At 71.7% G+C, this 17,663-nt stretch carries 18 protein-coding genes; 6 read left to right on the plus strand and 12 right to left on the minus strand.

The window, feature by feature from the left end:
* Positions 1 to 903 carry a metal ABC transporter permease gene (locus ACH4NX_RS10170; RefSeq protein WP_351388076.1) on the plus strand — a complete coding sequence of 301 codons (903 nt, stop codon included), beginning with the start codon at positions 1 to 3 and terminating at the stop codon, positions 901 to 903.
* Positions 904 to 971: 68 nt separating this feature from the next.
* Entirely contained in the window at positions 972 to 1,391 is a 420-nt protein-coding gene (locus ACH4NX_RS10175) for a Fur family transcriptional regulator (protein ID WP_345591816.1), read from the plus strand.
* 79 nt (positions 1,392 to 1,470) lie between these two features.
* On the opposite strand, the gene ACH4NX_RS10180 is transcribed toward ACH4NX_RS10175, so the two are convergent.
* The 3 genes from ACH4NX_RS10180 to ACH4NX_RS10190 are packed head-to-tail and all read right to left on the minus strand — an operon-like array spanning position 1,471 to position 3,361.
* Positions 1,471 to 2,322: an isoprenyl transferase gene (locus tag ACH4NX_RS10180; RefSeq protein ID WP_351388072.1), complete on the minus strand. Its 852-nt coding sequence runs from the start codon at positions 2,320 to 2,322 to the stop codon at positions 1,471 to 1,473.
* Positions 2,323 to 2,372: 50 nt separating this feature from the next.
* Positions 2,373 to 3,122 (minus strand): DNA repair protein RecO, encoded by a 750-nt coding sequence (gene recO / locus ACH4NX_RS10185; RefSeq protein WP_279559301.1) that lies wholly within the window; start codon positions 3,120 to 3,122, stop codon positions 2,373 to 2,375.
* Between the two features lie 23 nt (positions 3,123 to 3,145).
* On the minus strand, positions 3,146 to 3,361 hold the full coding sequence (locus tag ACH4NX_RS10190) for a hypothetical protein (RefSeq protein ID WP_351388648.1): 216 nt from the start codon (positions 3,359 to 3,361) through the stop codon (positions 3,146 to 3,148).
* Between the two features lie 321 nt (positions 3,362 to 3,682).
* On the opposite strand from ACH4NX_RS10190, the gene ACH4NX_RS10195 reads away from it, so the two are divergent.
* From ACH4NX_RS10195 to ACH4NX_RS10210, 4 genes are all read left to right on the plus strand, one after another.
* A complete protein-coding gene (locus tag ACH4NX_RS10195) occupies positions 3,683 to 4,516 on the plus strand; it encodes a helix-turn-helix transcriptional regulator (RefSeq protein WP_351388069.1) in 834 nt (277 codons plus the stop codon).
* A complete protein-coding gene (locus ACH4NX_RS10200) occupies positions 4,498 to 4,689 on the plus strand; it encodes a DUF397 domain-containing protein (RefSeq protein ID WP_351388066.1) in 192 nt (63 codons plus the stop codon). The genes ACH4NX_RS10195 and ACH4NX_RS10200 overlap by 19 nt, the downstream gene beginning before the upstream one ends.
* 23 nt (positions 4,690 to 4,712) lie before the next feature.
* Positions 4,713 to 5,192 (plus strand): cupin domain-containing protein, encoded by a 480-nt coding sequence (locus ACH4NX_RS10205; protein ID WP_351388063.1) that lies wholly within the window; start codon positions 4,713 to 4,715, stop codon positions 5,190 to 5,192.
* A gap of 109 nt (positions 5,193 to 5,301) precedes the next feature.
* Positions 5,302 to 6,798 (plus strand): alpha/beta hydrolase, encoded by a 1,497-nt coding sequence (locus tag ACH4NX_RS10210; protein WP_398128517.1) that lies wholly within the window; start codon positions 5,302 to 5,304, stop codon positions 6,796 to 6,798.
* Positions 6,799 to 6,854: 56 nt separating this feature from the next.
* On the opposite strand, the gene ACH4NX_RS10215 is transcribed toward ACH4NX_RS10210, so the two are convergent.
* The 9 genes from ACH4NX_RS10215 to ACH4NX_RS10255 all read right to left on the minus strand — a co-directional run bounded on the left by ACH4NX_RS10215 (position 6,855) and on the right by ACH4NX_RS10255 (position 17,629).
* Positions 6,855 to 7,388 carry a VOC family protein gene (locus tag ACH4NX_RS10215; protein WP_351388058.1) on the minus strand — a complete coding sequence of 178 codons (534 nt, stop codon included), beginning with the start codon at positions 7,386 to 7,388 and terminating at the stop codon, positions 6,855 to 6,857.
* A gap of 34 nt (positions 7,389 to 7,422) precedes the next feature.
* Entirely contained in the window at positions 7,423 to 8,139 is a 717-nt protein-coding gene (locus ACH4NX_RS10220) for a response regulator transcription factor (RefSeq protein ID WP_351388056.1), read from the minus strand.
* Positions 8,140 to 8,142: 3 nt separating this feature from the next.
* Positions 8,143 to 9,429 (minus strand): sensor histidine kinase, encoded by a 1,287-nt coding sequence (locus tag ACH4NX_RS10225; RefSeq protein WP_398128518.1) that lies wholly within the window; start codon positions 9,427 to 9,429, stop codon positions 8,143 to 8,145.
* A gap of 67 nt (positions 9,430 to 9,496) precedes the next feature.
* On the minus strand, positions 9,497 to 11,578 hold the full coding sequence (locus ACH4NX_RS10230; protein WP_351388053.1) for an MMPL family transporter: 2,082 nt from the start codon (positions 11,576 to 11,578) through the stop codon (positions 9,497 to 9,499).
* 155 nt (positions 11,579 to 11,733) lie between these two features.
* Positions 11,734 to 12,849 (minus strand): hypothetical protein, encoded by a 1,116-nt coding sequence (locus ACH4NX_RS10235; RefSeq protein WP_398128519.1) that lies wholly within the window; start codon positions 12,847 to 12,849, stop codon positions 11,734 to 11,736.
* A 73-nt stretch (positions 12,850 to 12,922) separates the two neighbouring features.
* A complete protein-coding gene (locus tag ACH4NX_RS10240) occupies positions 12,923 to 13,903 on the minus strand; it encodes an SCO2521 family protein (RefSeq protein WP_351388050.1) in 981 nt (326 codons plus the stop codon).
* A 1-nt stretch (position 13,904) separates the two neighbouring features.
* Complete coding sequence (locus ACH4NX_RS10245; protein WP_398128520.1) at positions 13,905 to 14,870, minus strand: SCO2522 family protein; 966 nt, start codon at positions 14,868 to 14,870, stop codon at positions 13,905 to 13,907.
* Entirely contained in the window at positions 14,867 to 15,784 is a 918-nt protein-coding gene (locus ACH4NX_RS10250; protein ID WP_398128521.1) for an SCO2523 family variant P-loop protein, read from the minus strand. Before ACH4NX_RS10250 ends, ACH4NX_RS10245 begins: the two co-directional genes overlap by 4 nt.
* A 3-nt stretch (positions 15,785 to 15,787) precedes the next feature.
* A complete protein-coding gene (locus ACH4NX_RS10255) occupies positions 15,788 to 17,629 on the minus strand; it encodes an SCO2524 family protein (RefSeq protein WP_351388044.1) in 1,842 nt (613 codons plus the stop codon).
* Positions 17,630 to 17,663: the final 34 nt, after the last annotated feature.

Consider the following 17,663-nt stretch of genomic DNA (forward strand, 5'->3'; position numbering starts at 1 on the left):
ATGGAAATCCTGAACTACGCCTTCATGCAGCGGGCGCTGCTGGCCGCCGTCCTGGTCGGCATCACCGCGCCCGCCGTCGGCATCTACCTGGTCCAGCGCCGCCAGGCCCTCATGGGCGACGGCATCGGCCACGTGGCGATGACCGGCGTCGGCCTGGGCTTCCTGCTCACCTGGTCCCCGGTGTGGATGGCCACGCTGGTCGCCGTGCTCGGCGCGGTCCTCATGGAGCTGATCCGCTGGTACGGCAGGACCCGCGGCGACATCGCCCTCGCCATGCTCTTCTACGGCGGCATGGCCGGTGGCGTGATGTTCATCAACCTGGCGCCGACGGGCTCCAACGCCAACCTGAACTCGTACCTCTTCGGCTCGCTGTCGACGGTGAGCGAGTCCGACGTCACGGCGATCTGCGCGCTGGCCGCCTTCGTGGTCCTGGTCACCCTCGGCCTGCGCCGCCAGCTGTTCGCCGTCAGCCAGGACGAGGAGTTCGCCCGGGTCACCGGCCTGCCGGTGCGCGCGCTGAACCTGCTGACGGCCGTCACGGCGGCGGTGACGGTGACGGTCGCGATGCGCGTCGTCGGGCTGCTGCTGGTGTCGGCGCTGATGGTGGTCCCGGTCGCCGCGGCCCAGCAGCTCACCCGCAGCTTCGCCGCCACCTTCGCGATCGCCGTCGCCATCGGCGTCAGCGTGACCATCGGCGGCACGGTCACCTCGTACTACCAGGACGTGCCGCCCGGCGCGACCATCGTGCTGCTCACCATCGGCGCGTTCGTCCTGCTCACCGCGCTGGCGGCGCCACTGGCCCGGCGACGCGCGCGGGCGGCCACCGCGGCGCGGGCCGCCGCCGATCCGGCGGAGTGCAAGATTCCGGCCACCCGTGGGGCCACCGACGAGGTCGGCGTCTGACCGCCGGGCGGCCGGGCTGGCACAATGGCCCGGCAAGCCCCAGACGGCAGACGTGAGGAGGAGTACCGGTGACGACCGCTGGACCGCCCGTGAAGGGCCGCGCCACCCGGCAGCGGGCCGCCGTGTCGGCGGCCCTCCAGGAGGTCGAGGAGTTCCGCAGCGCACAGGAGCTCCACGACATGCTCAAGCACAAGGGCGACTCGGTCGGGCTCACCACGGTCTACCGCACCCTGCAGTCCCTCGCCGACGCCGGCGAGGTCGACGTCCTGCGCACCGCCGAGGGCGAGTCCGTCTACCGCCGCTGCTCCACCGACGACCACCACCACCACCTGGTCTGCCGCACCTGCGGCAAGGCGGTCGAGGTCGAGGGCCCCGCGGTCGAGAAGTGGGCGGAGGCCATCGCCGCCGAGCACGGCTACGTCAACGTGGCGCACACCGTGGAGATCTTCGGCACCTGCGCGGACTGCGCGAACGCCTCCGGCGGCTGAGCCGTGGGGCCGGGGCTTCGCCCCGGGCCCCCTTTCGGCCTGGCGGCCTCGTCCTCAAACGCCGGACGGGCTGGGAGGATCAAACACCGGACGGGCGGGAGGGATCCGGCCCGCCCTCCATGGCGAGGAGCTCCTCGTTCGGGATCGCGCCGCCGAAGCGCCGGTCCCGGGAGGCGAACTCCAGGCACGCGCGCCACAGGTCGCGCCGGTCGAAGTCCGGCCACAGCACGTCCTGGAAGACCATCTCCGCGTAGGCGCTCTGCCAGAGCAGGTAGTTGGACGTCCGCTGCTCCCCGCTCGGGCGCAGGAAGAGGTCCACGTCCGGCATGTCCGGGTAGTACAGGTACTTCGCGAGCGTCTTCTCGTTCACCTTCGACGGGTCGAGCCGCCCGGCCCGCACGTCCTCGGCGAGGGCCTGCGCGGCGTCGGCGATCTCCGCGCGCCCGCCGTAGTTCATGCAGAAGTACAGAGTGAGCCGGTCGTTGTCCTTGGTCTGCTCCTGGGCGACCTGGAGCTCCTTGGCCACCGACTTCCACAGCTTGGGCATCCGCCCCACCCAGCGCACCCGGATCCCCAGCGCGTCGAGCTGGTCGCGGCTCTTGCGGATGAAGTCCCGGTTGAAGTTCATCAGGAAGCGCACCTCGTCCGGCGACCGCTTCCAGTTCTCGGTGGAGAAGGCGTACAGGGAGATGTTCTCCACGCCGATCTCGATCGCGCCCTGGAGCACGTCCACCACCCGCTCGGCCCCGACCTTGTGCCCCTCGGTGCGCGGCAGCCCGCGCTCCTTGGCCCAGCGCCCGTTGCCGTCCATGACGATCGCCACATGCTCCGGCACCAGCTCGCCGAGGTTCGGGGGCCGCGCGCCGGACGGGTGCTGCTCCGGCGTCGTGTACTCCCGGCGCTGACGCCCCAGGAACCCGCGTACGGCCATGTGTCTCTCGTCTCCTCGTACTGTCTGTCTGTTCTTCCGGGACTTCTCGACTAGGACTTCTCGACGTACCGCAGGGAGCGCAGGCCGCGTTCCAGGTGCCAGTGCAGGTACGCGGACACCAGCCCGCTCCCCTCCCTGACGTGGCGCGGCTCGCACGCGTCCGCGGTCGCCCAGTCTCCCGTGAGCAGCGCCCCGAGCAGTTCCAGGGCCTGCGGCGAGGGTACGACGCTGCCGGGGACCCGGCAGTCGGCGCAGACGGAGCCGCCCGAGCCGACCGAGAAGAACCGGTTGGGTCCCGGCATACCGCACTTCGCGCAGTCCCCGAAGGTCGGGGCGTACCCGTTCACGGCGAGGGAGCGCAGCAGGAACGCGTCCAGCACCAGGTTCGGCGCGTGCTCGCCCCGGGCGAGGGTCCGCAGCCCGCCGACCAGCAGGAGGTACTGCTGCACCGCCGGCTCGCCCTCGTGGTCCGTGAACCGCTCGGCCGTCTCCAGCATGGCCGTCCCGGCGGTGTACCGCGGGTAGTCGGTGACGATCCCGCCGCCGTACGGCGCGATGGTCTCGCTCTGCGTGCACAGCGGCAGCCCGCGGCCGACCAGCTCGCTCCCCTTCGAGAAGAACTGCACGTCCACGTGCGAGAAGGGCTCCAGCCGCGCCCCGAACTTCGACTTGGTCCGCCGCACCCCGCGGGCCACGGCGCGTACGCGTCCGTGACCGCGCGTGAGCAACGTGATGATCCGGTCCGCCTCACCCAGCTTCTGGGTGCGCAGCACGATGCCGTCGTCGCGGAACAGACTCATGGCGTCCATTCTCGCGCATGGCTTCAAGGCACCTCGCCACGGCTTCGGGCGTTGGTGTACGCCGTCGCCGCGCTGAGCCGCTCGGACGGGGTGGCGTGGCGAACGTCACCCGGCTCGGCGTCCCACTCCCGCCCCCCGCCGTACGGCCGCATCTGCACGTACGGCCCCTCGTGCCCCATGACGACGCCGACCCGCCCGCTCCGGAGGTCGACGGCATAGGACCCGACCGGCGGCATCATCATCGCAGCACCGCCGCGAGTCGCCGCGCGGTCTCGACGGAACACCGTCCCAATTCGATGAGCGGACAGGGCGCCTCCCGCGCAAGACTCACCGGGTCCAGCCCGAGTGACGGCAGAGTAATTCCTGCCTCAGTGAGCGCTGCGCGCAATTCTTTCACCGTTACCTCCGCTTCTTCGACGCAGGGCGTCGCATGCCGTGCCTCCACCGTGTTCCCCTTCCCTTTACGGTTTCACTCTTCGTGTCCCTAGAATGCCTCTCCGTGACTACAATCGGGGGGAGTTCGCGCACTACAAGTGCGGTTCAGTACAGGGGGGTTGGTTATGGCCAACGGTTCACGGCAAGCGGCTTGGGAGTTCTTCGGTATTGAACTAAAACGCCGGCGAGAGGACGCCGGAATCACCCAAGTCGAGCTGGGGACGCGGGTATTCGTCTCCGGCGGATACATCGGCCAGTTCGAACAGGCAATTCGCAAGCCTCAGCTGGATGTGGCGCAGCGGATTGACGGAGTACTGCAAACCGACGGTATTTTCGAGCGGCTGTGCCGCAAGCTGATTGACGATCCTCGGTATGCGGATTACTTCGCCCGTGTGGTGGAGCTGGAGCGCCTGGCCACGCGGGTCTGCGAGTTCGCACCGACGGTGGTTCCGGGCCTGCTCCAGACGAAGCAGTACGCACGCACGGTGACGATCGCCGCCAACCCGTTCAAGTCCGACGCCTACGTCGAGGAGATCGTCACCGCCCGTCTGGAGCGCTCACTGATCCTCGACGACGCTACACGGCCCGAGTATTGGGTCGCGTTGCACGAGAACGTGCTGCGGATCCCGGTGGGCGGCCAACAGGTGATGGCCGCTCAGCTGGAGCACATCGCACGGCTGATGCGTGAGCGCATGGCGGTGGTGACAGTGCTGCCGTACAAGGCGGGGGCGCACGCGGCCATGGGCGGGATGCTGAAACTCATGGACTTCGAGGACGCCCCGCCGGTGGCTTATACGGAGACGGAGTATTCAGGCACACTCATCGACAGTCCAGCCGTGGTGACGCACGCCCAGCGCACATACGATCTACTCAGGGTCGCCGCGCTGTCGCCGGAGGCGTCCCTGGCCCTGGTCGAGTCGGCGGCGGAGGACTTCAGACGATGCGCGAGTACGACCTGACCAACGCCCGCTGGACGAAGAGCAGCTACAGCAACGGCCAAGGCGGCGACTGCGTCGAGGTCGCCGACGGAGTCCCCGGTGTCGTCCCCGTCCGGGACAGCAAGGTGGCCGGTGGCCCGGTGGTCCTCGTCGGGCCGGCCGCCTGGACCGAGTTCGTACGCACCGTCGGCTGACGAAGGACGAAGAAGGGGCACCCATGTCGTACCCGGAGCCGCGCTACCTCGGCGAGAAGGGCGAGATCAACGCCGTGTTCAGGGGGGCCGACACCCCGCCGGACATCGTCTCCCCCGGCGGCACGAGCACCCACTACCTCGCGAGCCACGCCTCCACCGGCGGGGAGTTCGGGCTGTACAAGGTGGACATGGGGCCGAAGGCACCCGGCGCCAGGACGCACTTCCACCGGAGCATCTCCGAGTCCTTCTACGTCCTGTCGGGCGAGGTGGAGCTCTACAACGGCGAGCGCTGGGTCACCGGCCGCCAGGGCGACTTCCTGTACGTGCCGGTCGGCGGGCTGCACGCCTTCAGGAACGACAGCGACGACCCCGTGTCCATGCTGATGCTGTTCTCGCCGGGGGCCCCGCGCGAGGAGTACTTCGAACACGTCGCCGAGTTCGCGCAGCGCGGTGGCGAGGAACTGCGGGAGTTCCAGGTGAAGCACGACAGCTTCTTCGTCTGACGGGCCGGGCTCAGGGAGACCCCTGAGCCGTGACACTGGGGTAATCCCCCGTGTGTTTCAGGTTGTTGCCCGGATGGGGAGGGCCCCGGGCATCCGCGAGGGTCGTCGTATGACGCAGCGCACGCGAACCATCCGCAACGCCGCCATCGTCGGCGTGTCCACCGCCCTCCTCGGCATCACCGCGCCCGTGACCGCGACGGCCTCCGCGACCGCGGGCCCGTCCAAGCCCCTCACCTGGACGGACTGCGAGGGCGGCGCCGCCGACCCCCGTCAGCGGTGCGCCACCCTCCAGGTCCCCATGGACTACGCCGACGCCGACAGCCCGCTCATCGACATCGCCGTCTCCCGCATCCCCGCCGAGAATCCGGACGCCCGGCGCGGGGCCCTGTTCCTCATCGCGGGCGGGCCCGGCGGTTCGAGTCTGGGCGACCCCTCGGGCAAGGGGCAGAAGCTGCCGCAGGAGGTACGGGACACCCACGACCTGATCGGCTTCGCCCCGCGCGGCCTCGCCCCTTCCACCTCCGTCGACTGCGGGCTGGCCCACGCCGACCTGGCCACCTCCAGGCTCCGTCCCTGGCCCGCCCCCGACGGCTCGGTGGACGGGAACATGGTCACCGCCCGGCGCACGGCCGACGCCTGCGCCCGCGACGGCGGCGAGCTGATGCGGCACCTCAGCACCGCCAACGAGGCCCGCGACATCGACCGCGTCCGGGCCGCGCTCGGCGAGCGGAAGATCTCCGCGTGGGGCGTCTCGTACGGGACGTACGTCGGCTCGGTGTACGCGCAGCTCTTCCCGCACCGCACCGACCGCATCGTGCTGGACAGCCTCGACAACCCCGATCCGACCCGCGTCGGCCGCGCCTGGCTCGCCGGGCACGAGCAGGGCGTGGAGGACGTCTTCCCGCACTTCGCCACCTGGGCCTCCAAGCCCGGCAACCCCGACCGGGTGGCGCGCAAGGCCGCCGACGTGCGGCCGATGTTCCTGCGGCTCGCCGCCCGGCTCGACCGCGAGCCGATCCCGTGGCCCGGCGCCAACCCGGAGGAGCTGAACGGCAACGTGCTGCGTCAGACGATGCTGGACAGCTTCGCTTCCCCCAGCCGCTATCCCACGCTCGCGAAGCTGATGCGGGCCGCGCGGCAGGGCACCGTGCCGCCCGCACCGGCGGGGCCGCCCGAGGCCGTGCTGCGGAACGTCACCGCGGTCGGCGCCGGCGTCCTGTGCAACGACGTCGCCTGGCCGAAGTCGGCCGCCGTGTACCAGAAGGACGTCACCGAGAGCCGCGCCAAGTACCCGCTCACCGCCGGGATGCCCCGCAACGCGATGCTGTGCGCCGCCTGGCCCTACCAGCCGCGCGAGGCGCCCGTGCGCATCACCGACCGGGGGCCGTCCAACATCCTGCTCGTCCAGAACGAGCGGGACGTCGCCACCCCGCTCAGCGGCGCCCTGAAGATGCGGGAGGCGCTCGGCCGGCGCGCGGTCATGGTCACCGTGGACTCCACCGGCCACGACGCCTACCTCGCCGAGGGCAACGCCTGCGGCGACCGCACGGTCTCCCGCTTCCTGGCGACGGGAGAGCGCCCGGACGCGGACACCCACTGCGGCTAGGGCACCGCTGGAGAAGCCGGCCGCCCGCACAGCCACGGCGGGCGGGCGGCCGGCGGTCATCCGGTGTTCTTGACCGGGGCGCTGTCGCGTCCCTGACGCCGGCCGCTGAGCTCGACGTCCAGCGTCTGCTGAGCCACCCGCATGGCCTCGGCGTACTCGGGGTCCTGCAGCCGCTCCCACATCTGGTCCTCGGAGAGGTCCTCCACACGGCTGGTCACCCACCAGATGTTGCCGAAGGGGTCCTTAACCCGCCCTCCCCGCTGTCCGAACGCGTCGTCGGCCGGGGAGGTGACGACCTGTCCGCCGGCGTCGACGGCCCGGGCGCACGCCTCGTCCGCATCGGCCACGAACACGTTCAGCAGGCAGGGCATGACAGGCCAGTCCGCGTGCCGGTCGAACGCCATCACGATGGTGTCGCCGACTCGGATCTCGGCATGACCGATCAGCCCGTCCTCGGTCGCCACCCGCGACAGTTCCTCACCGCCGAACGCGTGGGTGACGAAGTCGAGGAAGGCTCCGGTGTCGTCGGTGACGACCCAGGGCGCGACGGTGGTGCAGCCCTGCGGCGCGGTGTTGGTCTGCTCAGGCACGGTGATCCCTTCGATGACGTCGGTCGTCACCAACCTAGGACCCGTCTAGGCCAATGTTTGTCCTGGAGGCGATGCCCTCCCGGGGCGGGGCACCCGGCGTCACCAGCCCCGACTCGTAGCCCACGATGACCAGTTGCGCCCGGTCCCGTGCGCCCAGTTTGCCCATGATGCGGCTGACGTGGGTCTTGGAGGTCAGCGGGCTCAGTCCCAGCGAGTCGGCGATCTCCGTGTTGTTGAGGCCGCGTGCGACCAGGGTGAGCACCTGGCGTTCGCGGTCCGACAGGCAGTCGGGGCCGCCGCCGTCCACCACCGGCGTCGAAGGGCTGCGCAGGAAGCGCTCGATGAGCCGTGCCGTGGGGCCGGGCGACAGGAGCGCGTCGCCCGCCGTCACGGTACGGATGGCGTCGAGGAGGTCGGCGGGTCTGGTGTCCTTCACCAGGAAGCCCGAGGCGCCCGCCCGCAGTGCCTCCACGATGTTGTCGTCGGTGTCGTAGGTGGTGAGGACCAGCACCTTCACCCCGGCCAGGTCCTCGTCGGCCGCGATGAGCCGGGTCGCCTCGATGCCGTCCAGGTCGGGCATCCGGATGTCCATCACGACCAGGTCGGCGCGTTCCGTGCGGGCCAGCTCGACGGCCTGGCGGCCGGTGCCCGCCTCGCCGACGACCTCCATGTCGGGGGCCGACGCGACGAGCAGGGCGAACGCGGCACGGACGAGGTTCTGGTCGTCCGCGAGCAGCACTCGTATGGTCATCCGTCAGCCGTCTCTCTGCGTGGTCGCGGTCGTCAGGGGCGCGGCGGGCGGCGCGGGTGCCGCCGACGCGGTGGGTGTCGGCAGTACGGCCGTCACCTCGAAGCCGCCGGCGCCACCGCCCCGCGGCCCGGCGTCGAGTGTGCCGCCCACGCTGCGGGCCCGCTCGCGCATGCCGACGAGGCCGAAGCCGGGAGTGCCGCCGTGGTGGCCGGGGCCGGTGCCGTCGTCGGTGACGGCCAGGCGCAGGGCGCCCCGCTCGGCGTGCACCTCGACGTGGACGGACGGTTCCGGGCCCGCGTGGCGTACGGCGTTGGTCAGCGCCTCCTGCACGATGCGGTAGGCGGCGGCGCCGACCGCGGGCGGGACGTCGCCGGCGCGTACCGACAGGTCCACCCGTGCTCCGGCCAGCCGGGCGGCCTCGGCCAGGTCGGGCAGGCCGTACAGCCCGGGCAGCGGGCCTCGGGCGTCGCGCGCGTCCTGTTCCCGCAGGACCTCCAGCGTGGTCCGCAGTTCGCCGCGCGCGCTCCGGCAGGTCTCGGCGATGTCGTCGAGGGCCTTGGCGACGGCGGCCCGGTCCAGACGCTCGGGGTCGGCGGTCAGGACGTGGGCGGCGACGGAGGTCTGCACGCCGATGAGGGTGATGCTGTGCGCGAGCAGGTCGTGCAGGTCCCGGGCGACGCGCAGGCGTTCCTCGGCGACGCGGCGCCGGGCCTCCTCCTCACGGGTGCGTTCGGCGCGCTCGGCGCGTTCGACGATGGAGGCGACGTAGTGCCGGTAGAAGCGGACGTCGATGCCGCAGAACAGGACGGCGACGACCCAGCCGGTGATCCGGAGCAGCTCGACCATGCCGTCGGGGTTGGTGACGGCGTTCATGGACAGCCCCACGCCGATGACTGCGGAGCCGGCGACCAGGGTGCGGCGCACCGTGCCGGTCGCCGCGAGTGTGTAGAGGGCCGTCATGGTCGCCGGGCCGGGCGCGGAGTGGTTGTGGTCGAGGGCGTGGAAGGCGGCGACCGGAGCGGCCACCAGGCAGAGCACCAGCAGGGGACGGTGCCTGCGCCGCACGAGCGGCACGTGGGCGACGAGCAGCAGCGTCCAGCCCACCGCGTCCGGGCGACGGCCCTCGTCGGTGAGCAGCGCGATGCAGGCCGCCGCCGCGGCGAGGAACACGGCGAGCACGGCGTCGTTGCGGTCCCGGTGCGGGGCGGTGAGCGGGTCGCGGTTGATCGCGGCCATGATCCGCTCACCGGGGCGGGACGGCCGGGACGCCGCCGGAGTCGTTGCCTGCACGCGGCCATCCTCCGTGACGGACGCGCCCCTCCGGGAGAGGAGGGGCGCACTCCGGTCGTCGGGCACCTCAGACACCGGCGGGCTCTCGCTCCGCCGCCGGCAGGGGCTCCCCCTCGGGCGCCCGGGACAGGCGGCCCGGCCACCACACCCGGCGCCGCAGGACGACGCTCGCGCTGGTGACCAGGTAGGTGCGGACCAGGAAGGTGTCGAGGAGGACACCGACCGCGATGACGAAGCCCAGCTCGACGAGTTGCACCATCGGCATGTTGGTGAGCACCCCGAAGGTGGCCGCGAGGACGAGTCCGGCGGAGGCGATGACCCCGCCCGTGGCACGCAGCGCGGTGAGCGCGGCCCGCGTGGGTTCGGCGCCGTGCAGGGACTCCTCGCGCATCCTGTGCATCAGGAAGATGCCGTAGTCGACGCCCAGTGCCACCAGGAAGACGAAGGACAGCAGGCCCAGGCCCGGGTCGGTGCCCTCGAAGCCGAAGAGGGGCCCGAAGACCAGCCCGCCGATGCCGAGGGCCGCGCCCCACACGGCGACGACGGCGGCGACCAGGATCAGCGGCGCGACCAGGGACCGCAGAAGGGCGGCGAGGATCAGCAGGACCGAGAGCAGCACGATCGGTACGACGACGACGGTGTCCCGGGCGCTGGTGTCCTCCAGGTCGATCTGCTGGGCGCTGGGGCCGCCGACGTAGGAGTCGTCGAGTGTGTCGCGCAGGGCGTCGATGGTGGCGGTCTCGGCCGCCGACTGGGGCGGTGCGGAGGCCAGTACGGTGAGTTCGGTCCAGCCGCCGCCGCTGCGGCCCTTCTCGGCGCTCTTGACCCCGCGGGTGTCGCGGGCCTCGGCGAGCGCGGCGTCGGCGCGGTCGGTGGGGGCGATGACGGTGATGGGCTGGGTGCCGCGCTCCGGGTAGGCGGCGGCGAGGGTCTCCATGGCGGCGATCGCCTCGGGCCTGGTGGTGAAGGTGTCCTCCTGCTTGAGGGAGCCGGGCAGGTTGAGCGACCCGAGGGCGAGTGCGCCCAGGAGTACGGCACCGCCGACGAGGACGGTGCGGGGCCGGCGTTCGGCGGAGCTGCCCATCGCGGTGAACAGCGACCTGCGGGCCTTGGGCGTGCTGCCGTAGCGGGGCACGAGCGGCCAGAAGACGCGGCGGCCCAGCAGGACCAGGATCGCGGGCAGCAGGGTCAGCATGGCGGCGAGCGCGCACAGCACGCCGACGGTGCCGAGCGGGCCCATGCCGCGGCTGGAGTTGAGGTCGGCGGCGAGCAGGCAGAGCAGTCCGGCGGCGACGGTGCCGGAGGAGGCGAGCACGGCGGGGCCGCAGCCGCGCAGGGCGGCGGCCATGGCGTCGTAGGGGCGCTCGATACGGCGCAGTTCCTCGCGGTAGCGGGAGACGAGCAGCAGCGCGTAGTCGGTGCCGACGCCGAAGACGAGGATGGTCATGATGCCGGCGCTCTGGCCGGAGACCGGGGTGCCGAACCCCTGGTTGAGACCGTAGGCGACGCCCATGGAGAGGTAGTCGGCGATTCCGGCGACGGCGAGCGGGACGAGCCACAGGAAGGGGCTGCGGTAGATGAGGATCAGCAGCAGGGCGACGACGGCCGCGGTGGTGTAGAGCAGCGGACCGTCGAGGGAGTTGTAGACCTCGCCGGCGTCGGTGGCGAGGGCGCCCGCGCCACCGACCTCGACGCTCAGCCCGTCGCCTCCCTCGGCGACGTCCCGTACGGCGTTGACCAGTGCGTCGCGGGCCTCCTCGTCCTGGCCGGGCTCGGTGGAGGCGACCGGGTACATGAGGGTGCTGCCGTCCTTGGACGGGATGCCGGACGGGCGTTCGGTCAGCCGGTGCGCGCCCGCGATCTCGGCGATCTGGCCGGCGGCGGTGGCCTTGTCGGCGGCGGTCAGTCCGGCGTCGCGGTGGTAGACGACGACCATCTCGGTGGCCTCACCGCCGGGCAGCCGGTCCTGGATCTTCGCGGCCTGGGTCGAGTCGGCGCTCGCCGGCAGGTAGTCGACGGCCCGGTCCTGCTGTACGTCGGACAGTTTCGACGCGAACGGCGAGGCGATCGCCAGGACGGCGATCCAGAGTCCGAGCACCAGCCAGGGCACGGCCCGCCGCCGTTCCCCGCTTGTCCTTGTGGCCCCCATCTGACGGGCTCCCTCCGGTGGATGTCTGGACAGGTCTCCAGACTTCCGGTGGCGGGGCCTCGGCACGTCGGGCGCGAGGGCGAGCCGGCGGCTACCGCCCGGGGAGACGCGGGGCCGCCGTTACTCCCCGGGGAGTACCCCGGGCGGGGCGGCGGTCAGGCGCGGTCGACCATCCAGTTGCCGTCCTCCTCGGCGTCGACCCGCACTTCCAGTTCGCGCAGGCCCATGCCCGCGTCCCAGAGTTCCCTGAAGCGCTTCAGCCGGTCCCGTACGTAGTCCTGGCGCGCGGTGAGCCGGGTGCGGACGTTGACGTCGCGCAGGTCCTGCTCGACCTCGAACGACACCTCCTCGTCGTAGAGGATGAAGTCGTTGGTGGTGCCGCGCTGGAGGTGCGGGGGCAGTTCGGGCAGGACGGCCACGCGTACGTCGATGCGCCGCAGTTCCTGCTCCTCGCACAGCCGCAGCAGCCGGTCGTCGAGCTCCCGGGCGCTCCCCAGCAGGAACAGCCGGCGCACCGACACACCCTGTTCGTCGATCGCCGCCTGCTGGGCGTCGAGGTAGCGGCCCGCGGGTTCACTGGTCCAGAACTCCCGGTCGACGGAGGTGCTGGTGGCGCAGATGGACTGCTCGGCGGCGCGGGTGAGGGTGAGCATCCAGTCGTGGTTCTCACCGGGGCACTCGGCGCTCAGGTTGGTGAGGTCCGCCATGTGGCCGACGACCCGCGACATCTCCAGGTGGACGAAGGTGTGGAGGATGGAGGTGCCCGGCAGCAGGACGTCGGCGAAACCCTGGGCCAGGTCGGGCAGGCTGTCGATACGGACCCGGTCCAGCTGCGGGTAGGGCTCGGAGGTCCGGTGGTCGACCTGGGTGACGTGCGTCTCGACCAGCTGCTTCACGTCCTCGGTGTGCCGGGTCAGACCGGTCTTCAGCTCGTCGTCGTAGCGGTTGAGGCCGTCCCGTACGGCGGCGGTGTTCTCGGCCAGCGCCTTCTCCACCCGCCGGGTGTGCTCCTCCAGCCGCGAAGGGCCCGGCCGCGGGGCCAGGCCCAGGACGTACTGGACGAGTACCGCGGCGCCGGCGCAGAGCACGGCGGCCACGAACTGCCGCAGCGTTCCGTCGTCCGGGCTGAGCAGCGCGGTGACGCTCCAGAAGAGGGCGCCGACGACCAGGGCGACCAGCGTCATGCGCGCCCATGGGGACTCCCCCCTCGGGTCGGCCGGGTTCGTGGTGCGGACCGGGTCGTCGGACTGGGATGACTGTGCCGTGCTCATCTCGCTTCTCCCCCCGTTGGGATACGCGTCGGATCGGGGTGCGGGGATGTGCGTGCCAGGCGTCGGCGCCCGGTCAGGGGGCCGGCTCGACCTCCCGGTGGGGTGCGGGGATGGCGTGCAGGGTGAGCTGGTCGCGGATCCGCTGCACCAGAGCCTGCCACTGCCGGGTGAAGCCGGGCCGCTCCTCCAGCGGGTCCCACAGCGGGGCCAGCTCCCCGGCCACCCTGGCCCGGGGCATCCACAGGTGCAGCAGGTGGTCGACGGCCGGCCGCAGCGTCCTGACGACGGCGGTGGCGTCCTCGGCGGCTCCCGTGCCCAGACGGAGGCCGTCGAGCATGCGGACGACGGTGGTGAGCAGCCAGTCGTGCAGGGCGAGGTCGTCGCAGAGCGCGGCGAGGTCGGCGCCGGCGGTGCCTTCGGGCACCCGGAGCCGCACGGTGCGCAGTTCGTCCTCGGCGAGGGTGAACCGCTCGATGGACGGGCCGCCGCCCGCGCCCGCCGGGAGGGCGACCCAGCGCAGCCGGGTGGGGCGGGACCGGAAGGGCGGGCGCTGGTCGAGCAGGGGGTGGCGCAGCAGCCGGGTGAGCAGCCCGTCGGCGATCAGGCCGACGTCGAGGTCGCCGTGGCGTCCGCCGCCGAGCACTCCCTGGGCGACCGCCTCGTGGGGCGGCTTCCCGAGCGGCTCGACCACGCCGGGGCGTACCAGGTACTCGCCCCAGGGCCGTCGCTGGTCGGGGCCGGTGGCGGGGACCCGGAAGTGGGCGGAGGTCTGCAGGACGCGCCCCTCGGTGAGCGCGGCGTGTGCGGTGACGGTGCCGACGGCGCGGATCCGGGCGCCGTTGGAGCTGGGCAGCGGGCAGTCGACGCCGGTGAGGGTGTCGGGGGAACGCGCGTAGAGGCCGGGACGCTCGGAGAGCAGGACGCGTTCGTCGGCGCGCAGGGCCAGGAGCTGGGCGGCGGCGCGGATGTCGAGCGACTGCCGGGCGGGCAGCAGACAGGTACGGATCTCGCCGCAGGCGAGTACGGCGCGCGGCGTGCTCTCCCCCGCGCCCATGTCACAGCCCCGCGTAGTAGACGTAGGAGACGCGGTCGGCGACCGAGTCCGGGACGGCGGTGCGCTCGCGGCCGGAACGTTCGGCGACCTGCGCCAGCGCGCCCGGGTCCACCTCGATCTGGTCGAGGATCACGCGGACGGCGTGTTCGACGGGGAGGAACCGGGTGGGCAGGACCGAGCAGGTCCGGTAGGCGGCGAAGGGGTCCGCCCGGGGGTTGAGCCGGAGCAGGGAGGGCAGTTCGTCCCAGGTCTCGGGGAAGCCGGAGGCGGTGTGCGACTGCGGGACGAGGACCGCCTCGCCCTCGTCGCGCAGCAGTCCGAGGCGGGCGAGCTGCCACACGGCGGCGAGGAAGGGGCAGGACCAGGTGCGGTGCCCGTCGGCGTCGTCGCTCCACATCTCGACGTCGAGGAAGACGGAGTGGCGGCGGGCCGCGGTCTCCTGGGGCGGCTGCCAGGCGGCGGCCCGTTTCATCGCCTGCGGGGCGCGGGCGACGGGGCTGCGTTCGCCGTTGGCCAGCCAGCCGGTCTGCGCGGCGGGCGAGCGCAGGCCGTAGCTGCCGGGGGGCGGTGACTCGACGATGCGTCCGGCCACCGCCTCGGCGACGGGCACCTTGCCGGCCGTGGCGCAGCCGGACTCGCGGGCCAGGTAGTCGACGCTCAGCCCGGCCCGCTCGGCCTCGGCGAGGAGCGTGGGGACGACCTCGGCGGGGGTGGAGAAGCGGGTGAAGTAGTCGTCGATGAGGAAGCAGGTGCTGATCCGGGCGCGTTTGCCACCGGTCCGCAGGGTGGCGGCGGTGCGCGCCGCCTCCGCCCAGGGCCGTACCTCCGCGAAGTGCCGGCGCAGCCGTTCGGGCCCGGCCTCGAAGTCCTCCATGTAGAGGTGGCCCAGCTCCAGCGAGAGGTGTGCCAGCGGCACCGACTGGGTGCGTGGCTCGGCGGCGGTCTCACGGAACACCGCGTCCGTCATGGCCGCCCCCAGTGCGAGTCGTCCGTCAGGCGCCTGGCGATCTCCTCCAGCGCCTCCAGGGTTTCCTTGTTGGCGATCTGGGTGCGGAACACATCCTCTTCCGTGATCAGTTGCTCCCGCCACTGGAGGATCGGTTCGAGGGGCACCATGCCGATCACCACGCTGTCCCCGATGCGGTGGTCGGAGGCGAGGCGTCGCAGGGACTCGTCGCAGGCCTCCATCCAGGTCGCCTGTGCCGGTGAGGCATGTACCCACAGCGGGGACTCGGGCGCGGGCACGGCGGCGCGGACGAAGCGGACAGCACCGCGGAGTTCGTTCTCGTCGTGGCCGCGGGCCACGCCGCCGTCGAGGATGCCGTGTTCTTGGAAGACGAGTCCGGCGGCGGCGATCACATGCTGCCGGGTCCAGCGGTGGAAGACCAGCCAGCGGGCGTCCACGCCGCGCATCTCAGGCTGGGCGCTCGCCTCCAGGACCATGTCCATGGCGTAGCTGCGGCCGGCGCTCAGGTCGACGACGATCACGTCGAACTCGGTGTTGAGCCTGAGCATCAGATCTACGCAGCGACAGGTGGAGTCCTGGTCGGTGGCGAACTCACCGCCCCCGGCGTCACCAGGGATCAACACCAGTCGGCCGGAGCCGTTGGGCCGGCTGCTCAGGACGGGATGCTCGGTCTGTCGCCAGACGTCGATCCGGGCCGGCTCGGCGACCTGGCCGCCCAGGTAGGAATGCAGGCCGTTCTCCTTGACGCCGCGCATCGCGCTCGGCACGTCGAAGACGGCGGCGGCCGTGGGCGAGCCGAAGTCGAAATCCACGTAGGCGACGTGGTCACCGGCGAGGGCTCGCTGGTAGGCCAGGTTGGCGCTGGTCACCGAGCGGCCGGTACCCCCCTTGTCGGAGGCGGCGAAGACGAGCACGGCTCAGACCTCCTGTTCGGCGGCGCCTCTGGCCCGGGCGAGGGTGTCGAGCTCGCGGAGCACGGGCTGCGTCAGCGCCAGGGCGGTCGCCGGCCGGTCCTCCATCAGGCGGCGGGCCCGTTCCAGCTGCGCCTGGATCGTCCGCATGGCGCGGCCCCGGCCGCCGTCGTCGGGTGCTGTCTGCAGCTGTTCCCAGCCGAAGAGGTGCCAGGCCTCACTGAGTGCTTCGCGTGCCAGCTCGGACATGTCCTGGCTGCGAATGGGCGGCTGCATGTACAGGTTGCGAGCGGCGACCAGGCACTCCGTCACCCGCTCGGTCATGCTCCAGGACAGCTGGGGAACCGCGTGGGAGGCCTCCGGGTACACGCCAGGAACGTTGTCCCACAGGTCGATGCCGTCACCGGTGTCGATCCGCCGGTCCCACAGGTGCTGGAAAACACTTTCGGCCAGGCGCAGCAACCGGTCCTGGGCGCTCGTGTTCCGGGACAGAGCGGCGAGCTGCAAGGAGCGTTTGAGCAACTGGGCGGAGAAGTCCCGCATCCGCCAGTGCAATTTCGGTCCGGCCCGCTCGGAGCCTGCCAGCGGCATGGCGACTCCTGGGTAATGCAGGGCGACATAGGGGTCGTCCCGGGTCATCCGGCTGGTGATGCGGCCTCGGTCGGCCAGCCGCTCCATCACCGCCACCGTACGGGTCAGGTCGTCGTCGGTGGCGCGGCGGCGCACCAAGTCGTGCACGAGGATGGCCGCGACAGTGAGGGAGAAGTAGTCGGACTCCAACTGCAGGCCGGTTGTCTGCCAGGGAAGGTCCTCGAGGGGCCAGCGGTCACCACCGAAGCGGGCGATTCCGGACCAGTACTGCTGGCTGAGCTCCCAACGCAGCCGCAAAGCCTCAGCCAGCTTTTGCTGGTCGGGAGTGAGCAGACCGAGGGTGAGCGTGCGCTCGGAGAAGAGGTCCTGGATGCCGTCAAGGGCCACGACGGTGAAGTAGACGTACGGCACCTTGTCCGCCACGCCTTCTGGCTGGCCGAGCACCGGCGCGTCCAGTTCGACGACCTTGGGTGCGCCCCTGACCACACCCCAGGCCCAGCCGCACTCGAACAGATATCCCTCGTCACGTACCGTCTCGTCGACCTGGATGCCGCGGATCAGTCCCTCCGAGATGGTTCCGCGCAAGGCCCGGAACTGGCGGGCGAACTGCTGCACCACGGCCCGGTCCGATCTCTGGCCCTGTCTGATCAGGTCGATCAGCCGACGGCCCTGATCGGAGTCGGCGTCGAAGACGTTGACCGCGAAGGAACGAAGCAGACCGGACATCGCTGTGGTGAGCCGGGTCTGGGTGGCCTCCCTGAGCTCCTTGATCGCGCTGTGGATGTCGGAGCGAGCGGTGGTGTTCTCGTAGACCTTGAGGAAACCGAGGGTGGCCAGGCAGAGCGTCACCGACATCGAGTAGGCGTCCACCACGCTCAGGCCCCGCTGCTCGGGGGTCGGTTGGTTCTCCTCGTCCATGCTGAGGAAGTAGGCGCCCCCGGAGAAGGTGGGGCTGCCGTCGGCGGTCGAGTGCGTGCGCATGAAGCCGGTGAGCTCCGCGACCAGCTTCTCCGGGATCTCGACCCGCTCCCCGAGGCTCCGCAGGGCGCGCAGCACGTCCCGGTCGGTGGTGTCCGGCCGGTCCAGGCGGAAGGACGGAATCTCCGTAGCCGGGTACATCAGGCAGAGCAGCCGCTCCGCGTCCGCCACGCTGTTCAGACCGGACTCCCCCGTGGAGCCCGCCCCCTTGTTCTCGAACGCCTGCCGAGCCACGGCTCGCCAGAGCTCCAGCAAGTGCTGACGTGGCTTGATCTGCATCCCCGCACCCCTCATAGAGACCGGCGAGCCGGCA

The organism is Streptomyces sp. NPDC017225 (assembly GCF_044331465.1).
In the GTDB taxonomy this organism is placed as follows: Bacteria; Actinomycetota; Actinomycetes; order Streptomycetales; family Streptomycetaceae; genus Streptomyces.